The 19,061-nt window shown below is 39.2% G+C and carries 18 protein-coding genes and 1 CRISPR repeat array; of the genes, 5 read left to right on the forward strand and 13 right to left on the reverse strand.

Features of this window, described 5'->3' with window-relative positions:
- Positions 1-81 precede the first annotated feature (81 nt).
- Positions 82-726, forward strand: a complete 645-nt coding sequence (gene pdxH, locus NOS7107_RS11520) for a pyridoxamine 5'-phosphate oxidase (RefSeq protein ID WP_044500744.1) — start codon at positions 82-84, stop codon at positions 724-726.
- Between the two features lie 15 nt (positions 727-741).
- Here pdxH and NOS7107_RS11525 read toward each other — a convergent pair whose 3' ends face one another.
- Positions 742-1,158, reverse strand: coding sequence for a hypothetical protein (locus tag NOS7107_RS11525; protein ID WP_015113148.1), 417 nt, complete (start codon positions 1,156-1,158; stop codon positions 742-744).
- Positions 1,155-1,997, reverse strand: coding sequence for an FAD-binding domain-containing protein (locus tag NOS7107_RS11530; RefSeq protein WP_015113149.1), 843 nt, complete (start codon positions 1,995-1,997; stop codon positions 1,155-1,157). The genes NOS7107_RS11525 and NOS7107_RS11530 overlap by 4 nt, the downstream gene beginning before the upstream one ends.
- A 123-nt stretch (positions 1,998-2,120) precedes the next feature.
- On the opposite strand from NOS7107_RS11530, the gene bcp reads away from it, so the two are divergent.
- Complete coding sequence (gene bcp / locus NOS7107_RS11535; protein ID WP_015113150.1) at positions 2,121-2,600, forward strand: thioredoxin-dependent thiol peroxidase; 480 nt, start codon at positions 2,121-2,123, stop codon at positions 2,598-2,600.
- A gap of 98 nt (positions 2,601-2,698) precedes the next feature.
- On the opposite strand, the gene NOS7107_RS11540 is transcribed toward bcp, so the two are convergent.
- From NOS7107_RS11540 to NOS7107_RS11580, 9 genes are all read right to left on the reverse strand, one after another.
- Complete coding sequence (locus tag NOS7107_RS11540) at positions 2,699-3,799, reverse strand: T3SS effector HopA1 family protein (protein ID WP_015113151.1); 1,101 nt, start codon at positions 3,797-3,799, stop codon at positions 2,699-2,701.
- A 290-nt stretch (positions 3,800-4,089) separates the two neighbouring features.
- Positions 4,090-5,268: a phosphotransferase gene (locus tag NOS7107_RS11545; RefSeq protein ID WP_015113152.1), complete on the reverse strand. Its 1,179-nt coding sequence runs from the start codon at positions 5,266-5,268 to the stop codon at positions 4,090-4,092.
- 67 nt (positions 5,269-5,335) lie between these two features.
- Positions 5,336-5,581, reverse strand: a complete 246-nt coding sequence (locus NOS7107_RS11550; protein WP_015113153.1) for a hypothetical protein — start codon at positions 5,579-5,581, stop codon at positions 5,336-5,338.
- 113 nt (positions 5,582-5,694) lie between these two features.
- Entirely contained in the window at positions 5,695-5,952 is a 258-nt protein-coding gene (locus tag NOS7107_RS11555; RefSeq protein WP_015113155.1) for a hypothetical protein, read from the reverse strand.
- A 199-nt stretch (positions 5,953-6,151) separates the two neighbouring features.
- Positions 6,152-6,409, reverse strand: coding sequence for a hypothetical protein (locus NOS7107_RS11560; protein ID WP_015113156.1), 258 nt, complete (start codon positions 6,407-6,409; stop codon positions 6,152-6,154).
- Positions 6,410-6,544: 135 nt separating this feature from the next.
- Positions 6,545-6,790, reverse strand: a complete 246-nt coding sequence (locus NOS7107_RS11565) for a hypothetical protein (protein WP_015113157.1) — start codon at positions 6,788-6,790, stop codon at positions 6,545-6,547.
- A 629-nt stretch (positions 6,791-7,419) separates the two neighbouring features.
- Entirely contained in the window at positions 7,420-7,683 is a 264-nt protein-coding gene (locus tag NOS7107_RS11570; RefSeq protein WP_015113158.1) for a hypothetical protein, read from the reverse strand.
- A 219-nt stretch (positions 7,684-7,902) separates the two neighbouring features.
- A CRISPR array of direct repeats spans positions 7,903-9,239; the repeat unit is 37 nt; unit sequence GTTTCAATCCCTAATAGGGATTAGGTGAAGTTTAAAC.
- Between the two features lie 300 nt (positions 9,240-9,539).
- Positions 9,540-11,024, reverse strand: coding sequence for a pitrilysin family protein (locus NOS7107_RS11575; RefSeq protein ID WP_015113159.1), 1,485 nt, complete (start codon positions 11,022-11,024; stop codon positions 9,540-9,542).
- A 91-nt stretch (positions 11,025-11,115) separates the two neighbouring features.
- A complete protein-coding gene (locus NOS7107_RS11580; protein ID WP_015113160.1) occupies positions 11,116-12,672 on the reverse strand; it encodes a pitrilysin family protein in 1,557 nt (518 codons plus the stop codon).
- A 301-nt stretch (positions 12,673-12,973) separates the two neighbouring features.
- Between NOS7107_RS11580 and NOS7107_RS11585 the strand changes: the two genes are divergently transcribed.
- Positions 12,974-13,588: a TetR/AcrR family transcriptional regulator gene (locus NOS7107_RS11585; RefSeq protein WP_015113161.1), complete on the forward strand. Its 615-nt coding sequence runs from the start codon at positions 12,974-12,976 to the stop codon at positions 13,586-13,588.
- 27 nt (positions 13,589-13,615) lie between these two features.
- Here NOS7107_RS11585 and NOS7107_RS11590 read toward each other — a convergent pair whose 3' ends face one another.
- Together NOS7107_RS11590 and NOS7107_RS11595 are read right to left on the reverse strand one after the other, a co-directional pair.
- Positions 13,616-14,068, reverse strand: a complete 453-nt coding sequence (locus tag NOS7107_RS11590; protein ID WP_015113162.1) for a DUF4332 domain-containing protein — start codon at positions 14,066-14,068, stop codon at positions 13,616-13,618.
- A 180-nt stretch (positions 14,069-14,248) separates the two neighbouring features.
- Entirely contained in the window at positions 14,249-14,830 is a 582-nt protein-coding gene (locus tag NOS7107_RS11595) for a TIGR04376 family protein (RefSeq protein WP_015113163.1), read from the reverse strand.
- Between the two features lie 341 nt (positions 14,831-15,171).
- On the opposite strand from NOS7107_RS11595, the gene NOS7107_RS11600 reads away from it, so the two are divergent.
- Together NOS7107_RS11600 and NOS7107_RS11605 are read left to right on the forward strand one after the other, a co-directional pair.
- Positions 15,172-17,616 carry a hybrid sensor histidine kinase/response regulator gene (locus tag NOS7107_RS11600; protein WP_015113164.1) on the forward strand — a complete coding sequence of 815 codons (2,445 nt, stop codon included), beginning with the start codon at positions 15,172-15,174 and terminating at the stop codon, positions 17,614-17,616.
- Entirely contained in the window at positions 17,613-18,902 is a 1,290-nt protein-coding gene (locus NOS7107_RS11605; protein WP_015113165.1) for a response regulator, read from the forward strand. The genes NOS7107_RS11600 and NOS7107_RS11605 overlap by 4 nt, the downstream gene beginning before the upstream one ends.
- Positions 18,903-19,061: the final 159 nt, after the last annotated feature.

Consider the following 19,061-nt stretch of genomic DNA (forward strand, 5'->3'; position numbering starts at 1 on the left):
GCATTGATACTAGGCATGATTTATAGATATTTTTAACAAAGCCCTGTATAAGTGTATCTGTTATAGAGGAAATACATGACAATGAACACCACCATAGCTGACCTCCGCCAAGACTACACATTACAAGACTTAACTGAAACTGAAGTTGATCCTAATCCATTTATACAATTTAAAAAATGGTTTGAGCAGGCATTAGCAGCGCAATTACCAGAACCCAATGCGATGACTTTAGCTACTGCAACACCAGATGCTAAACCTGCGGCGAGAATGGTTCTGCTGAAAGACTTTGATGAACGCGGTTTTGTCTTTTTCACCAATTACAACAGTCAAAAAGGGCAAGAACTCGCTGAAAATCCTCAAGCAGCTTTGGTGTTTTGGTGGGCAGAACTAGAACGCCAAGTGCGAATTTGTGGTCATGTAGAGAAAGTTTCGGAAGTAGAGTCAGATGGGTATTTTGAGATTCGTCCGCCCAAGAGTCGCCTAGGTGCGTGGGTTTCTCAACAAAGCGAAGTCATAGAAAGCCGAGAACTTTTAGAACAAAGAATGCAGGAATTCCAGAGTAAATATGAAAATCAGGAGATTCCCCGTCCTCCTCATTGGGGAGGGTTAAGAGTCATTCCTTCCGAAATTGAGTTTTGGCAAGGTCGTCCTAGCCGACTACACGATCGCCTGCTTTATACTCTGTTAGAAGATGGTAGTTGGAAAATTGAGCGATTATCACCTTAGAGGCTAGGGGCTAATTTATTCAAAAACATATTTTTCTGCCACTTTCCAATAGCGTGAGAAACGCTTCAAATCGATATAGCCGTCATATTCAAAAAATGGTTCGACTGCCAATATTTCCAATTTTACCGAACGTTCTATTGCGTCACAGATATCATCAAATCTGGGGCTGGGGCTTGCGGCTGTCACTACTAAATTGGCATGATTCTCTTGGGCAAAGGTTGAAATTTCTTGGGCTACATTACCCCGGCGAATTTCAACTGGCAATTCTAGCAAGCATTCATAAATAAAGGCGATGCGTTTGAGGCTTAATTGCCATTCTTCAATCAAAGCATCGTCCCAAACCCAAATTGCCGGGGCATTGGGGTATGCTTGAAGCGCTGGGTTGGTTGGGCTGAGACAGTCGCCGTGTATCCAAATAATTGGGTTATTCATTTTTTCCCTTTCTTACCATGCTGCCAATTTTGACTATTTGGTTTTTTGATAAATTCTCCTTGAGGAAACAACCGCTGTTCTAATTCTTCATAGCTACCTTCAAAATCACAGTGTCCATATAGAGGACATTTCTGGCAATAGACACCTTTGGTGTAGCGTTCTAAATTGTCGCGGTTGAAAAAATATGGTTTATGGCTAAAAGTACTAGCAACCCATTGCCAAGACATATTATTACTGGCAGGATCACCATCTAAAAGATGTTGTAAAAACCACTTAGCACCAGCTTGCCAACGAATATGCCGCCAATGCAAGATGTAAGCGGCTAACCACATGCGACTGTGGTTGTGTAAGTAGCCAGTTTCCCGTAATTCTTGGCTGAAGTTGTCGATACAAACTCTGCCAGTGCTACCTGCTTGAATATCTGGTGGTAATTCTGCGGCATATTCTGGGGCTGTGTACCCGGTTTTGTATTCTTCTTGGTCTTGCCAGATGCCATTACCTAGTTTGGCATACAATCTCTGCCAATAATCCCGCCAGCCTAATTCGTTAATTAATTTAGTGGCATCCTCTAGCTGATCTACATTGTCTAACACGTAGTCACGAATTTCAGCTAGGCTCAAAACTCCATAGCGAATATAAGGTGAAAGTTTTGTCACTGCACCTGTTAAAAAGTTACGGGTTTTGCTGTAAGTGCTTGGGTCTACTTTTTGTAATGCTGTTTGGGCTGCTTTGCGTCCGCCAATAGAGTTGCTGATATGGTCGTCACGTTCTGCGGCTTGGGGGAAATGTTCTCGCAGATAAGCTATCAATTCATCGCGTCCAGTAAATTTACGTAACATGAATAGAGATGATTGCAGTTGGGTTGGTGAACTTATATTTTGCACCATTCTCAACAAACTAGATAAAAGCGATCGCCAACTTCCGGTAAAATTTTGAGGCGCTCGCTATTTGATCAATACATTATGAGTAACATTCCTCAAGTTGGACAACCTGCACCAGCTTTTTCCACCCCTGACCAAAATGAAAATTTAGTTAGCCTAGATGATTTTAGCGGGCAATGGATTGTCCTTTATTTTTATCCCAAAGATGACACCCCTGGTTGCACGACAGAAGCCCAAGATTTCACAGCATTACATTCAGAATTCAGTCAATTAGGAGCCAAAATTTTAGGTGTCAGTCTCGATTCTGCTAAGTCTCATTGCAAGTTTATCAACAAACATAACTTGTCAATTACGCTTTTGAGTGACCCAGAACATCAACTAGCAGACTCCTATGGTGCTTGGCAATTAAAAAAGTTTATGGGCAAAGAATATATGGGAGTTGTGCGGTCAACTTTCCTAATTTCCCCAGATAAAATTATTGCTTATACTTGGCCGAATGTAAAAGCAAAAGGTCATGCACAAGCAGTATTCACAAAGTTGTCGGAATTAGCAAACAATTAGATATATCGCTTCTAATTTTAGTGAGATACAAGCAAGAATAGACTGCTTGCATAATTATTTTGTGGTATGATATCCCTCTTTTGTCACTTCATTTATAATCAAAATAAAGCCATATAGATATCTTGAGAATTAGCATTCAGATAAGGGCGTTGTAATTCCACTTGCGATAGAGAAAATTGTTCAAGAATCGCTGTTATCCGATTAGCTGGTGTATCATTTCCTTGTCCCCAAGCCTCAAGCAAGCCATTGGCGATAATTTGACAACGATGCGTTCCAAAACTCTCTAGTTCAGCAAATCTGCGATTGGGTTCTTCGGCGATCGCTAACCCAGGGGCGATAAACTTAGTAAATAAAGGTATTTCTGGTTGAAAATAAGATTCACACTCTGCATACATCCTTTCTAATACTGGGTGAATCGCTTCATAATTGTTTTTATCAAAGTAAAACACTGCTGAATCATAGCGTTCGTAATCGGAAGGATTGTATAAGGCTTTAAATGAAAATGGAATCTCTAGAAAGTTAAGCTGTGTAGTCAAAGTTTCCATAACTGCACCTGCACCTTCTGGAGTTACATTAAAGTAAACACGCACCAATCTTTCCCGATTTGTCGCACTTCCAGCGTTCGCTACTGCCATGTAAAAGCCATTCTGGACAAGATTTTTGGGCATTTTAACTGCAACGTATTTACCCACCACAGGAAATTGGTTTTGAGGTAATAGATGACGGCTACGCTCAATTTGTAGAGTCAAACCATCCTTTTGTACTATTAAAGTGTTATCTAGATTTTCTTGTACTACCTGCCAATTGTAACTCCAGTAGCCATCACCTCGATTACTTTCATGTAGGCGTTCATAAAAAGCCACATCGACACCCAGTAATGTATTATTTTCGAGGTTTTGATGTAACGCCACATTGTTAGTTTCTGTATTGGCTATGAGAGAACTTTTTAGAGAGTTATTGTAATAAATGCCATAGAGGAAACCTCGTAATTGCAGACTTAAGAATTTTTTTTGTAGCGCCGCAGGTAATTGCTGAAAGCGAGAAACTGCGGATTCTGGTAGTTCCAATGGTTTGTAGTCTGGGTGTTTAATACAATAAGCAGATTGAATTTCAATGTTATAAATAATGTCTTGTAATGATATCTGCAATGATTCAGGAATCTGTGAAAGTTGAGTGGCGATGGAATCTAACATTTGCATAAAAGCTTACCTATAATTGAAGAGGAATACAGAAGTCAGAATTCAGCAGTTAAAAGATATCTGAAAAGTCGAAAATTATACTAATTACCCCTTTCCAAACCTCTACCCGTTTCGGGGAGAGGCTTTGCAACCTTCATTCCTTGTCTTAAACACGCTGCATGAACCTAGGGAAGGTGAGGCTTAGGGAATTGCTTTTTAAGACTTTGATGTTAGCGAAAATACTTCTCAGAGATATGCTTAGGAGGTAGAAGAAAATTCTTTTTCTACTCTCCTTTTTTCTTTCTGTAAGGTTAATTGCGAGATAAATTTGTGGGTAAAAGTTCTACAGCTTCCACGCCAAAGATTGTTTTTATAGATGCTTTGGGATTACACAACAAACTCTTAGCAACTTGAAGCATACAGATTCCCACATTGCCAAAAGTTTTTTCATGTTGGAGTCCGGCTTGAATAGCTGTAATTAAAGCTAAACCGCAAAACTGCATAACTCTTTCTAAGAAATCTGAACGAGTCTCTAAAATTTCTGGGAAATGCGCTAAATAAGTAGACATCAAGGCTGCAATGGAAGGCTGAACTATTTCTAAAGGTGTGGTAGCGAGACGTAATGACTCTTCAATTGCCATCGATTTACTGGTAGTCATACTATATAACCAGAATTGCAGATAGCTGGCGATGAGCATTCCTAAATCATGCGCCGGATCTCCCCAATCCGCACGTTCCCAGTCAATCAAGCGAATCATACTTTCATCTGAAACAGAGTTATTTGCAATAGCTTCTTGCCAAGTTAAAGATAAAAGAATGTTGTTCAGCTTTAGGTCATGATGAGTTAAACAATAGCGGGTGTAAGAACGGTTCAATTCGGCGATCGCCTGTCCCAAACTATCGTAACGTTGATAAAGGGTAAAAAATTTTAATCCCTCACTCGGAACCAAACCAAAAATTTCTGGGGTAATTCTCTCTAATCCTAGGGTGAGGTTGGGATTTTTTGGGTGAGATACTTGCTTGGCTTGGTGAAAAAATTGTTCATAGTCTGGATGTGTAATAGTAGCACGGTGAATTAATGCCAAAGTCTTTCCAACTGCGATCGCAATATCACTAGGAAAGATATTTTCTCTCATGTAGAAATCAGCTAGATCCCGATAGTTATTAAGATAATTGAAAACAATAATAGAATTTTCAGCATCAAAATGCACTGCTTCTGAACAACACAAGCAAATATGATTCATATCAGGAAATTTTTGCAAAAACTGATGCACTCTCCATTCCGCAAAAAACTCTCCAGCCGTGTTTCCTTCTCGATTTAGGCGCTCTTGCTTAACTAGCAGTTGCCGATTATCAGGTAAAGTAACTAACAAGTTAAAATTTTTAGCAGGCTTTGGCTCAATCTTACTTAATGACTGTTCTGCTTGAGTACAAAATCCCACAGTAAGCAAGTATTCAAAAACATTTTGAGAGCTTAGTAAAAATGGCATAGTGTTAGATATTTTTCAAGTTAGCTAAAAGAATCAAATAGTCAGAATTTTAACTATGATGCAGCAGTTAAAATAAGCTGAATACAGAACGGGTAGTTTTATTCCTAGTAATTTTGAAGGATTTTGTTATTAAAGAAATATTGTAAATAGCATAAGCTGATAGGACAAAATTCAATAGGTTGTAAGCAAAGTCAAGAATTTGCTGCAATTCAGATTCACCACCATATATAGACAGAGAATCTAAATCATTCACTTCGGTCAGGTAGCTTTCTAAGTCACTAAAACTTAGTTCATCAATAATAATTTTTGCCATTTCATCATTCCCAGATAAAGATATGGCTGACTCTCATAGATTTGATAATTACTCAAGATGATTTTTTCCAAATCTATAAGAGCCATTTACCTTAGTTGTAAACTACAAATTTATTAGTAATTATACTTACTGAAAGACTTGGCTATGCTAAAAATATGCTGGATAGCATAGACAACAACAAATCCTTCAATGAGCTTATTAAATACGCTGATATATGAATCTGAGCCATATCCGTAGTCAGCATAATTGGCATTATTACCACCATGTGCAGCACTCAGATCAACATCACTGAGATCATTAAGAAAACTTTCGGAATCTTGGAATAATTGAGAGCCAGCAATATTTAGTTCAGAAAGGGTAATGTTAGCCATAACTTTGTCCTTTAAAACTTGGTTGTAATCAGGTTTATTTGCAGACAATAAAGCTAGATTTTGCTTTATTATTAAGACGCTGACTCATACAAATTCTCTAATTAAAGCTTGAGAAATACAGCCTGCATACTCTACAAAATGTCAAATGCAGGCTGATTGATTGGATGTTTACAGAGAATAGTACTAAATGACAAAGCTATTAATAGCCAGAGACACCGTAGCCGCCTTGGCTGAAGGATTTAGCTATACCATAGATATGTTGGATAGCATAGACACCAACATATCCTTCAATCAACTTATTGAATCCGTAAAAGTCGCTAACATAACTATTAGAGTTATTCTCAGCACCATGTGTAGCGATCGCATCAACATCGCTCAGGTCATTTAAGAAGCTTTCGGAATCTTGGAACAATTGAGAACCAGCAGCGTTTAATGCTGAAAGAGTAATATTTGCCATGATTTTATCCTCAAAAAATTGCTGACAATTGATAATTTGTGCGGGGAATTAAGCTATCTTTCGCATTATGGTTAAGCGAAAGGTAGCTCAATAGTAAATTACAGAAAGATAGCTTAATAATAAATTACAAAGCTATTAGTAGCCGGAGACACCGTAGCCGCCTTTGCTGAAAGATTTAGCTATGCCATAGACATGTTGGATAGCATAAACATCAACAAATCCTTCAATCAACTTATTGAATCCAAAGCCGTCGTAGCCATAGCCATAGCCAGAACCACCAGCGATCGCATCAACATCGCTTAAGTCATTTAAGAAGCTTTCAGAACCTTGGAACAGTTGAGAACCAGCAGCATTTAATTCTGAAAGAGTGATATTTGCCATGATTTCCTCCTAATACAATTGCTTGTCATCAAGTTGTTTTCGTGGGCAATTAAGCTGTGTTTTGCTTAACCGTTAATGCAATTTTTATTTATGCAAACTATAAAAGTCAACGCTACAAACACCTTTATAAAGACTCAAATAAATGTCTTAGGTCTTTTTATAATTTTAGATTTTACACGTCCAATAATTTTGAATTGGTAGTAATATCAATAATTAAGGTTAACAAGGTATATAGCTTGAAGTTTATCGAAGTTGCTGTATGGGTAATACTATTTACTTGAATAACGGGATAAATAATTTGTCAAGAGCGCAAAATCTGCACTTTTACGATAAATGTATATATATGATAATTTTCTCACAATACTATTAGCTATCTACATACATCATAAAAATGATAATTATAATTATTTGCATAAAAAATCATACGTTCTCATACTGCCTGAATTGAGAACGTACGACTATTAATAAAATAATTTGGCTGAAAAATGCTGCTTGCCAATAAATTAATATTGATGAGCAGCAACATAAAATATACAGAAATCGCATGAGTCAAGAGATAAAATGATCAATTTCTCCTGACTTTTTTATTCTGGGTACTAACTTTCTGAGCAAAAGCATATCGCCCAGAATTAATAATAAACGTAATTGTCGTATGGTTGTCGCAGACCATAACTATTATTAGGTTGTTGTTGTTGCTGCTGCTGCTGTCTTAGTTGATTTGACACACCCTGAAGAATGTCATTGATATTTTGTTGCAGCTTTAATAAATCACTAGTGTCGATTGTGATTGTACTTGCACCTGCCTCTACAGTTCTGGCTTCCCAAGCAGTTAGTTCAGTAATATGCTGCTCGTTATTATTGAGATAAAGGTCTGATATTGTTATTCTTGCCATTGATTTTACCTCCGCAAATACGGTAATCCTAATTAGTGTAGCTATACCTAAAATCTAGCTACACAATATCTAAAATGTCTCTCTTATATTTTGTATACGCATTTAAAAAATTCAAGATTTTTTAGTTGATTTTTTAGACACAATTCAAGGAGTTTCGTCTATAAAAGCAAAAAGTTCATCGTAATGTAAGTTTTTATGTCCAGAGTCTCATTAGGAATTGTTTCAATCCCTAATAGGGATTAGGTGAAGTTTAAACTTCAAGGTCTGGGGTGTAGGGTTAGACCCCTCATGTTTCAATCCCTAATAGGGATTAGGTGAAGTTTAAACCCTCTGTCTGCTCTGTAATCCTTAACTACTCCATCGTTTCAATCCCTAATAGGGATTAGGTGAAGTTTAAACCATTCAGAAAGATTCCAGCTTCATCAAGACATACGTTTCAATCCCTAATAGGGATTAGGTGAAGTTTAAACGTAAAAATATTCGTCCAGTTAAATTAAATGATTCGTTTCAATCCCTAATAGGGATTAGGTGAAGTTTAAACTGACGCTGACTCACTGGCACTTGCTTGTTACCAATTTGTTTCAATCCCTAATAGGGATTAGGTGAAGTTTAAACTGCTAGAGGCTCTCCGCTTGTTGAAGGCGAAACACTTAACTGTTTCAATCCCTAATAGGGATTAGGTGAAGTTTAAACCATTTTCTTGATTATTCATTATCTAATCCTTAAGGTTTCAATCCCTAATAGGGATTAGGTGAAGTTTAAACCCAATGGTTTGAGTCGGTTTCTTTAGGGTTTACAGTTTCAATCCCTAATAGGGATTAGGTGAAGTTTAAACATTTATTGTAAATCCTGGAATAAATAGGCGAAGAAAGTTTCAATCCCTAATAGGGATTAGGTGAAGTTTAAACGCTGACTCACTGGCACTTGCTTGTTACCAATTTGTTTCAATCCCTAATAGGGATTAGGTGAAGTTTAAACCTTAGTAATCAAAAATGTAATCAAAGGATGAACCAGTTTCAATCCCTAATAGGGATTAGGTGAAGTTTAAACTTGATAAGTAAACTAAAACCGAAAGTAGCAACGAGCGTTTCAATCCCTAATAGGGATTAGGTGAAGTTTAAACTGATTATCAACCTTCATCCTCTGATATTGATGGTGTTTCAATCCCTAATAGGGATTAGGTGAAGTTTAAACTACTAATATTCCTGATTCTGATGCTGATGGTGATGGTGTTCCTGTTTCAATCCCTAATAGGGATTAGGTGAAGTTTAAACCTGTTTTTCAGATTGAGCGATAAACAATACATACTGTTTCAATCCCTAATAGGGATTAGGTGAAGTTTAAACCCTGATTCTGATGCTGATGGTGATGGTGTTCCTGTTTCAATCCCTAATAGGGATTAGGTGAAGTTTAAACTTCAACCGTTCTTCTTGGGAGCAGCTTACTGAGCGTTTCAATCCCTAATAGGGATTAGGTGAAGTTTAAACTTTAAAGCAAATCGAAAACCACAAACAGTAGTGTTTCAATCCCTAATAGGGATTAGGTGAAGTTTAAACTGCGGGAGCCGGAAAGGCTGTCTGTATTTAGTTTTCAAGGTTCGATTTCGCGGATGGGTTGATTTTAACACGAGTAAATGGCAGTTGATTTTAGCAAAATGGCTGAAACATAGACTGGATAAGGTGCGCGGGTGGTTTTTGTGTAATTTTCCTGCAAAAGCTTGCAGTGAAAGGAATCCAGCCATTGTCTCTCCATAGAGATTTTGTACACCTACCCATCCGCGCATTTTGAGGATTTTGTTTGCAGTTTCCAGATTCCAGACCTTTGAAAAAGTCAGGAATCTAGATATTATATTGTGATCAATTTGTCGCTTGTGAAGGCGAACCGGGAATTGTTACATCTATGGGTGTTACTTGTTTTGCCAAACCTGTTAATGGCGGTTTAATGGTAGTTTGATTGCCAACAACTAGAGTTACTAAGTTTTCTGGTTTGAGATATTGCTTGGCTACCCGTTGCACATCGGCGGCTGTGGTGGCGGCGACGGCTTTTTGATAACGAAACAAAAAGTCTGATGGGTAGCCGTAATATTCATATCGCATTAACCGCGATAAGGTTTGACCAGGGTCTTGAAAGTTGAATACAAAAGAATTGAGGGTAGATTCTTTGGCAAAGGCTAGTTCTTTAGCTGTGACTGGTTGAGCTTGGATGCGTTTAATTTCGGTTTGTAAGGATTTGACGAACTGAACTGTAGCATCAGAACGGGTTTGTCCACCAGCTAAAAACATCCCAGGGTAATCAAAGCGGGGACTCCAGTAACCATATACAGAGTAAGCTAAACCTTGGCGCGATCGCACTTCATTAAATAACCTTCCCCCAAACCCATTTAATACGCCATTCAAGACATCGAGTGGTGCATAGTCTGGGCTGTCGAATCTACCACCTAAATGGCCAATGAGTACGCTACTTTGAGTTAACTGTGGCTGATTGACAAAAAATACTCCGCCTTGATTGGCTGCTGCTACTTCTGGTAATTTGGGTTGGGTGATTTTCGGGTTGCGTTGCCAATTACCTAATTTAGCTTGAATGAGCGATCGCATTTTTTTACTATCAAAATCTCCCACAATGCCCAAAATCATATTATTGGGGTGAAAGTATTGCTGATAGAACTGGACTAAATCGTCACGGTTAATTTGATCCAATGTGGCATATTCTACAGTCCGCGCATAAGGACTGGCTTTGCCATAAACCAATTTCTTGAATTCTCGACTAGCAATACTATTAGGATCATCATTGCGTCGAGCAATTCCGCCTTTTGCCTGTGTTTTGGCTAAATCTAGCTGATTTTGGGCAAACACTGGTTCGCGTAACACTTCGGCAAACAGTCCAAATACTGTTTCTAAATTTTCACTCAATGCGTCAAAACTAGCATTACCTGAACCTTCACCAATACTAGTTTCTACCGATGCCGCCCGCTGTTCTAATATTTCATTGAGTTCATCGGGTGAATGCTTTTTCGTTCCCCCAGTCCGCATGACTGCACCTGTTAAACCAGCTAACCCAATTTTTTCGCCTGGTTCCCAACGGCTACCTGTACGTAACAAAGCTGAACCACTGACTAACGGTAGTTCATGATCTTCGACTAAATACACAACCAGGCCGTTTTGTAAAACAAATCTCTCATATTTGGGTAATTTGACCGCCGGTAAAGCGGGTAGTTTTAACTCAGTGTAATGCTTGGCTGTTGTTGTCGCCGCTAAAGAAAAGTCAAAAGTCAAAAGTAAAAAGGCAAAGGCAAACATGACAACATAAATTAACCTTCTAGCATTTGATATTTTGAATTTCATTGACTTCTTACCCCTATATCTGTGCATATCTCTTCTCTTCCTACCCTATGGGAAGCCGCTATCGCGTCTAAGCGCCCTCTGCGGTTCGTTATCAAGCTTTTTTCGACAACAACTTACCAATAGTGCGATTTTCGGCTGTAAACGCTGCTTTTGCGACTCGTTGAATATCAGTTGGAGTTACCGCTGCAATTTCATCTAATTGCTTGAACAAGTTTTGCCAATCACCTGTTTTCACTTCGTATTCTAGTAATAGCTGTGCCATACCTGTATTAGAATCCAGGCTGCGTAATAAATCTGCTCTGGCTTGGGTTTTGACACGCTGTAATTCAACTGCTGTGACTGGTTGAGTTTTCAAGTTGTCTATTTCTTGGCGTAAACCCTTAGCTAACTCATCAACACTGTTGCCGGGAGCAGTCAGGGCATAAAATAGCATCAAGTTAGGGTACTTATCGCCGGGAAAACCACTATAACCTTGGGCTGTCAGGGCTAATTGTTGTTTTTCTACCAGGGATTTATATAACCTAGAAGTGCGTCCTTCACTCAGCAGTCGGCTGATAATTTCATAGACGGCGTTATCTGGATGTTTAATTGCCGGACGGTGATAACCTTCTAAATACCAAGGTTGAGAAGCTAGTTCTAAAGTTACTTGGCGCGTTTCGGTTTGCTTGGGTTCTACAGGAATTTGAGATTGGGGTTTAGCTTTGGCTTGGAAGCGTCCAAAGTAAATTTGTGCGAGTCGTTTAACTTCGTTGGGGTTAACATCACCGACAATAGCGATCGCTAGATTATTTGGTGCATAGTAAGTATCAAAGAATTTCTGCACGTCTTCTGGTGTCAGGTTGCGGATATCTTCGTCATAACCAATGACTGGCCTTCTGTAAGGATGAACTTTGTACGCCGCATCAATGAATTTCTCAATCATTAAACCGATAGGCGAATTCTCCACCCGTAAGCGCCGTTCTTCCAAAATTACATCTTTTTCTTTAAAAAACTCCCGACTGAGTACAGGCTCAAGAAATCTCTCCGACTCCAGGGACATCCAAAGTTCTAATTTATTGGATGGAAAACTGTAAAAATAACGGGTGGCTTCTGTGGAAGTATTGGCATTTAAACCTACGCCTCCCGCTTGTTCGACAATTTGCCCCATTTCGTTTTGCTTGACTAGCTTACCCGCTTGGGCTTCTACTTGCTTAAACTCGGCTTGCAACCGCGCTACTTCGTCTTTTTTACCATCCGCCTTAGCTGTTCTAATTTGATTATCTAACTGCTCTAAGCGTTCCAGTAGGGGTTTTTCTGCCTTGTAATCTGTTGTACCAATGCGTTGCGTACCTTTAAAAGCTAAATGTTCTAGAAAGTGTGCCACACCTGTTTTTTTGTCTGGCTCATCCACACCACCAACATCAGCGTAGGTCAGGAATGATACTACTGGTGCTTGATGGCGTTCTAAAACAATGAACTTCATCCCATTGTCTAGCTGAAACTTCGTCAGTTGTTTAACTACCCGATCTAAATAAGGCTGAATTGAACTTTGATCGGGTGCTTTGCTGGGTTGGACTGTGCGTGGAGGAGGTGGCGCAGTTTGAGTTTGCGCCAAAGCCATTTCTGGTAGAGAACCAGAAACTAAAATGGCGATCGCAAAATATGTCATAAACAGCCGCAACAGTTTTAGCGATCGCTGGATTGACCAATTGAAAACTGTGCTAAGGCTACGGAAATGATTCATAAGCAATAATTGGTTGAAGTATGAAGTCTGAAGTCTGAAGTCGGAAAAATAAATTTCATCTTCATCTTTGACACTTCAGACTTGTGTTGTCAAATTTCCCTACCTGAGAAACAGGTGACTAATTCGGCAGGGCGTTAATCTTGTATTAAGCTTTCCGTTCTTTTTGTATTCGACGTTAGACAATAAATGCTACCAGTCGCGTTCGGGAAATCACACCGTAACTGTTATGCGAGTTTTTAATTCTCCCCCACCCTCAGAAGCACAAACACGTACCCGTATTTTACAAGCGGCCAGGCGGCTGTTTGCGTCTCAAGGATTTGATGGCACTACAACCCGTGACTTAGCGCAAACAGCCGGAGTTGCTGAAGGTACATTATTTCGGCATTTTTCCAATAAAAAAGCTATTTTGGTGGAGGTAGCCACGAGTGGCTGGGTGGAGATTTTAACAGATTTACTGACGGAATTGAGCGAAATGGGCAGCTATAAGGCTATAGCTCAAGTGATGCGCCGGAGGATGTGGAATTTCCAGAAAAACGCTGATTTAATGCGGGTGTGTTTTATGGAGGTGCAGTTTCATCCTGATTTACGCGATCGCATTCAAATAGAAGTCATTAATAAAATGACAGATGTGGCTGAAGCATTCTTTCAAACAGCTATGGATAAAGGTATCTATCGCCAAACCGATGCCAAACTTGTGGCGAAAGTGTTTTTGGGAATGTTTGCGATCGCTGGTTTTTCTAACAACACCCTCATGGAACCCGATGCTTCTCCTCAAGAAATGCAAAAAATGGCCGAAGGACTCGCTGATATCTTCCTCAATGGAGTGTTGGTAAAAGAGTAGGACAGGGGAGAATACCTGATTAACAACTCAGCACTCAACACTCAGCACTGTCTTAGCTTGCTGATTCCATTGCTGGACTAACTCAATTGATGGACACAAATCGCGTCGTTGCAAAGTTGCGACTTGCAAACGCATAATTTGTCGGTGCAATCTGTGGCTAGGAGTTTCGGCTAATTGGGCAACGGAAGCGATGCCTGCATGAAGCAACAAACCACAATATTGTGTGCCAACAGTAGGAATTCGAGATAAATCAGCTAAAGCTAACCATTTGTTTACATACTGAAGATGAACTTGTAATTTACTAGCTAAAGCTACCCTAGCTTCTAAAGTTTTACCTTGGTTAAACAGACTCCTGGTAGTTTTAATTCCGCAAACTTGCAGTTGCGATTGTTCTTCTTGACTCAATCCTGGTAATTGTTCAATCGGCCAGTCACCAGATTGAATCCGACTTCGGCTTTTATCCGTAGGTTTAGCAGACATTTTGGAAAAATAAAATATAGACTTAACTTTAACTATTGTGACTTTAACAGAGGATTCAGCCGTAGAAGTAATGTTGGGGTGCGTTAGGCGCTGAAGTAATTTGGTTTGTGAGAAAGCATATAAAAATATGCGCCTAACACACCTTAATGAACTAAATTTATCCTCAGCACTTTACTATACTCATTTTTTCCCCAGATTCCGCTTCATTGCGTCTAACTCATCTTCTGTTTCCCAGCGGCGGAACTTTTCTTCTAAGTCATCAAAACTATTAGCAGAACTTTGAGGTGAATTTGTCCAACCATTAGTTTCTATGCGTTGTTGCTGGGCTTGAGCTTGAGCGCGTGCTGTTTGTGCTTGTGCGGCTTTTGCTTGAACTTCTTGTCGCCGCACTTGAATTTTCCCTAATAATTCTTGAGATTGATTCAGGCGTTCTTTCAAGCCTTGCATGTGTCCCCATTTCTGGTTTCCTTCCCGCAGTAAGGCTGCTTCTCGTTCTTGGGCGGCGGCGACTAAATCTTGTCTACCACCATCTTTAGCTTTTTGTACCCGAATGTGCCAACGCTGAATTTCTTGGGCAGTGGAGAGAATGTCGTCTTGCGATCGCTTTTCTTGGACTTGTAAATCTGCTATCAACTTTAAAGTATCTTCTTCTTGCTGACGTAGTTGTTCTAACAGCGCCTCTAACTCCAAATGTGGATTATTCCGCAAGAATTCTTCTAAACGATTTTCTAAAAACCGACTCAAATCATCAAATAAGCCCACTGCCAGAACTCCAGGGTTGGGTGTAACTATTTTATTGTAGTAATTATCAACGCAGACGAAAATTCGTCTTTTAAATGGTTTCATCAGTCAATAGTCGTGATGAACTGCATACCCTAGAAAAAATGGCAGCAGGCAGAAGAGCGAATAATTTTTAACTCAGTATTTATTCCTCAAATATCAATGTCATAAATTACACATAATTTTTAAACCTATCTTGCTTCCAGCCATTTTTAAAGTCATTCAGATATTTTGTTGAAAGTCAGGTAAAGCTGTGATTATCAATGATTGATTGGGAACTTTAACAATAGGTTTATGGTTATTATTAATACATTGCTTAATATATGAAGCTTTGGAGAAAGTCTGAATCAAGTCCATTAGAATGTGATACTAAAAACAATTACTCCCGAAATTTACTGCTTAGGTTTGTTCTAGGCGGCACTACAATTGTTGTCAGTATAGCGGCTTATTGCACCTATCTAGCAGCCCGCAACCTGGCGTTAGCCGATTTGCAACAAAGCGCATTTCAACAGGTGCAAAGAGGAGTTGATGAAATTGAAGAGTGGTTACATGTCCGCAACGTAGAAGTACAAACCCTGGCAAATACTTCAACTGTACGCTCTTTAGATTGGTCTGTAGCATATCCATATTTACAGAAAGAAGTCAAGCGGATCAATGAATTTTTCTTTTTCCAAATAGTTACCCCAAATGGTTCTTTTTCTAATACTCAAGTTGGTCGGTCAAATAAGAATATCAAGGATCGAGACTTCTTTCAAAAAGCACTAGCAGGACAAAGCAACATTTCCGATCCCTTGATTAGCCGTTCTACAGGAATTCCCTTAATTGCGATCGCCACGCCAATCTATGGCAATTCTCAGGCTAATGGTTCACCAATTGGTGTTTTCCACGGCAATGTGAAAGTTGATCGGATTAATAAGGTTGTTAACTCCCTACGCTACGGCAATAACAGCTATGCTTTCGCCCTAAATTCTCAAGGACAGGCGATCGTCCATCCTAACGCAGCCTTAATGTCAACGGTAGAAAAACCTGCGCCCAGCCTGCTAAAAATTGCAGATCGCAATTTAAATGCGATCGCCCAGCAGATGGTAAACAAACAACAGGGAATTCAGTTGTTGGAAATTGACGGGACTAAAAAATATGTTGCATATATTCCCTTGCAAGAAGCGAATTGGTCTTTGGCTTTGGTAATTCCCCGCGAAAATATTGAATCTCGCTTGCAATTCCTGGATTTGATCGCCCTGATTGTCGCCGGACTAACAGTCACCATGATTACTGTTTTGTGGCGAGTGCAAGCATTTGAACAAGCGCAACTCAAAAAATCTCAAACTGCTGCTGAAACCGCAAACCTCGCCAAAAGCGAATTTTTAGCTAACATGAGTCATGAACTGCGAACACCCTTAAACGGCATTTTGGGTTGCGCCCAAATTTTGCTGCGTTCCCAAGGTTTAGCAGAAAAAGAACAATATCACGTCAACATTATTGAACAATGTGGTTCTCATTTGTTGACCTTAATTAATGACATCTTAGATCTCTCGAAAATCGAAGCCAGAAAACTAGAACTACATCCCCATGATGTGCATTTTCCGTCTTTTCTTCAGGGAATTGCCGAAATTGCTCAAATTCGGGCAGAACAAAAGGGGATTTTGTTTGTTTATGAAACTACAAATGATCTACCCACAGCCATTCATATCGATGTTAAAAGGTTGCGTCAGGTATTGTTAAACCTGTTGGGAAACGCCATTAAGTTTACTGATGAAGGTAAAGTTACTTTTAAAATTGAGGCGATCGCGCAACTTGACTCTCATGGACAAACACAGAAATATTCCATTCACTGTTCTATCAAAGATACAGGAATTGGCATAGCACCAGCAGAACTAAATAAGATTTTCTTACCATTTGAGCAAGTAGGTGAAAAAAAGCGTCAGACCGAAGGTACAGGGTTGGGTTTAGCCATTACTCGCCAGTTAGTACAGATGATGGGTAGTGATATCCATGTTAAAAGTCAGGTTGGTGAGGGTAGCACTTTCTGGTTTGAGTTAGAAATGCCAACAGCCAGCGAATGGGTAAAATCAGCGATGGCTGCATCAACAAAACAAATCCTTGGCTTTGAAGATAGTCCTCGCACAATTTTGATGGTAGATGATCGCTGGGAGAATCGCACAGTCATCACAAACTTGCTGCAACCACTAGGCTTTAACGTAGTTGAAGCTAACAACGGTCAGGAAGGTTTAGCAAAAGCGATCGCCATCAAACCAGATTTGGTCATTACAGACCTACTAATGCCAGAAATGGATGGGTTTGAATTGATTCACAGTCTACGTTGCACCCCAGAAATCCAAGATGTCAAAATTATCGTTTCTTCTGCTAGTGTCTTTGAAACTGACCAAAATCGCAGTCTCCAAGCAGGTGGTAACGACTTTCTCAGCAAACCTGTACAAGTAGATGAATTACTCAATCAATTAGAAAAGCATTTAAATTTGACATGGATTTATCAACAGTCTCAGTCTGAGAGACAAGTAACCAATAAATTAGCTACAGTTAATATTCCATCAGATTCCTTAATTCCTCCTCCTCCCGAAGTATTGCAAGAACTCATCACATTAGCGAAGAAAGGTAACTTCAATGCCATCCTCAAGTGGGCTGATCAACTGGAGGCTTCAGAACCAAATTTTGCTAACTTTGCTAATCAACTGAGACAACTAGCAAGGCAATTTGATGAAGATAGCCTGATCAGTTTTTTGAATCAAAATGAGGTAGAAACAAGATGACAGCAATAATATCTGAGCAAACATATATTTGCGATCGCCACCCACGGGGAATTGTTTTAGTTGTTGATGATAACCCTGCCAATTTACAAGTTTTATCCAGCTTTTTAGATGAGTCTAACTTTGAAGTTTGGGCAGTTCGCAGCGGTGAAAAAGCCCTCCAGAAATTAAACAGCGATAATTTACCCGATTTAATCTTGCTTGATGTGATGATGCCTGGTATGGATGGATTTGAAACCTGCCAACATCTTAAAAACGATCCTCGTTCTGAGGATATTCCTATCATTTTTATGACTGCTCTCTCGGAAACTGACGATAAAGTTAAAGGATTGCGATTAGGCGCTGTAGACTATATTACGAAACCTTTTCAGCATGAAGAAGTATTGGTAAGAATTGAACATCATTTGCAGCTAAGAAATTTGACCAAAACTTTAATTGCTCAAAACACCGAACTCCAAAAAACTCAAACCCAACTCATCCAAGCGGAAAAGGTCGCAACTTTAGGTCAACTAGCAGCCGGAATTGCCCATGAGGTGAATAATCCTATCAATTTTATCGCTGGCAACTTAAATTTTTTAGAACAGTACGTTCAGGAAATAATAGATTTATTAGAACTCTATCAAAAGCATCTAACTGAGCCACCTAATGAAATTAAAACAGCAATTGAAAAAAGTAATTTAAGTTTTTTGTTAAATGATATATCTAAAATTATTCAATCTATGCAACTGGGGACTAATCGCGTTACAGAAATTGTCTCATCGTTAAATAAGTTTTCTCGACATAGTGAGGCAGGAAAAAAACTAGCTAACCTACATGAAGGTATAGAAAATACTCTACTAATTCTCGGTCATCGACTCAAAGCAAATGCTCATCGGGATACTATTTTAATAATTAAAGAATATGGAAATTTACCACTGGTTGATTGCTATCCAGGTGAAATAAATCAAGTTTTTATGAATTTGATTTGTAATGCTATAGATGCTATTGAAGAATCACAAAAAAATCAAAAATTCCCAGAGACAAGTAATAACCCAGGTGTGATTCGCATTACCACCGAGCTTAAAGGAGAGAAAGTGATTCTCAAAATTGCTGATAATGGCTTAGGAATTAGTGAAGCAGAGAAAACCAAAATTTTCGATGCTTTTTATACAACTAAACCTGTCGGTAAAGGAACTGGGTTAGGTTTATCAATTGCTTATCAAATTGTGGTTAACAATCATCATGGCAAACTATATTACCAATCAAAGCTAGGTGAAGGTCTAGAGTTTATTATTGAATTACCTATCTGATATCTTGTTTGGTGAAAAACTGATTATGAGAGGATGTCTGAAAAGCGTTATAGCATCTACTAATCTGCTGAAGTAAAATACATTGCTAATAAAATTAGGCAACCCCACCGAAGTTTGCTTGGAGGGAAACCCTCCTGGGGGTTTCCCTCATGAGCGACT

Source organism: Nostoc sp. PCC 7107, assembly GCF_000316625.1.
In the GTDB taxonomy this organism is placed as follows: Bacteria; Cyanobacteriota; Cyanobacteriia; order Cyanobacteriales; family Nostocaceae; genus Nostoc_B.

Excerpts from the sequence above, each read along its gene's own strand:
- pdxH (WP_044500744.1), top strand. The coding sequence starts at position 82 with ATGAACACCACCATAGCTGACCTCCGCCAAGACTACACATTACAAGAC.
- NOS7107_RS11525 (WP_015113148.1), bottom strand. The coding sequence starts at position 1,158 with ATGAATAACCCAATTATTTGGATACACGGCGACTGTCTCAGCCCAACC.
- NOS7107_RS11530 (WP_015113149.1), bottom strand. The coding sequence starts at position 1,997 with ATGTTACGTAAATTTACTGGACGCGATGAATTGATAGCTTATCTGCGA.
- bcp (WP_015113150.1), top strand. The coding sequence starts at position 2,121 with ATGAGTAACATTCCTCAAGTTGGACAACCTGCACCAGCTTTTTCCACC.
- NOS7107_RS11540 (WP_015113151.1), bottom strand. The coding sequence starts at position 3,799 with ATGCAAATGTTAGATTCCATCGCCACTCAACTTTCACAGATTCCTGAA.
- NOS7107_RS11545 (WP_015113152.1), bottom strand. The coding sequence starts at position 5,268 with ATGCCATTTTTACTAAGCTCTCAAAATGTTTTTGAATACTTGCTTACT.
- NOS7107_RS11550 (WP_015113153.1), bottom strand. The coding sequence starts at position 5,581 with ATGGCAAAAATTATTATTGATGAACTAAGTTTTAGTGACTTAGAAAGC.
- NOS7107_RS11555 (WP_015113155.1), bottom strand. The coding sequence starts at position 5,952 with ATGGCTAACATTACCCTTTCTGAACTAAATATTGCTGGCTCTCAATTA.
- NOS7107_RS11560 (WP_015113156.1), bottom strand. The coding sequence starts at position 6,409 with ATGGCAAATATTACTCTTTCAGCATTAAACGCTGCTGGTTCTCAATTG.
- NOS7107_RS11565 (WP_015113157.1), bottom strand. The coding sequence starts at position 6,790 with ATGGCAAATATCACTCTTTCAGAATTAAATGCTGCTGGTTCTCAACTG.
- NOS7107_RS11570 (WP_015113158.1), bottom strand. The coding sequence starts at position 7,683 with ATGGCAAGAATAACAATATCAGACCTTTATCTCAATAATAACGAGCAG.
- NOS7107_RS11575 (WP_015113159.1), bottom strand. The coding sequence starts at position 11,024 with ATGAAATTCAAAATATCAAATGCTAGAAGGTTAATTTATGTTGTCATG.
- NOS7107_RS11580 (WP_015113160.1), bottom strand. The coding sequence starts at position 12,672 with ATGACATATTTTGCGATCGCCATTTTAGTTTCTGGTTCTCTACCAGAA.
- NOS7107_RS11585 (WP_015113161.1), top strand. The coding sequence starts at position 12,974 with ATGCGAGTTTTTAATTCTCCCCCACCCTCAGAAGCACAAACACGTACC.
- NOS7107_RS11590 (WP_015113162.1), bottom strand. The coding sequence starts at position 14,068 with ATGTCTGCTAAACCTACGGATAAAAGCCGAAGTCGGATTCAATCTGGT.
- NOS7107_RS11600 (WP_015113164.1), top strand. The coding sequence starts at position 15,172 with ATGAAGCTTTGGAGAAAGTCTGAATCAAGTCCATTAGAATGTGATACT.
- NOS7107_RS11605 (WP_015113165.1), top strand. The coding sequence starts at position 17,613 with ATGACAGCAATAATATCTGAGCAAACATATATTTGCGATCGCCACCCA.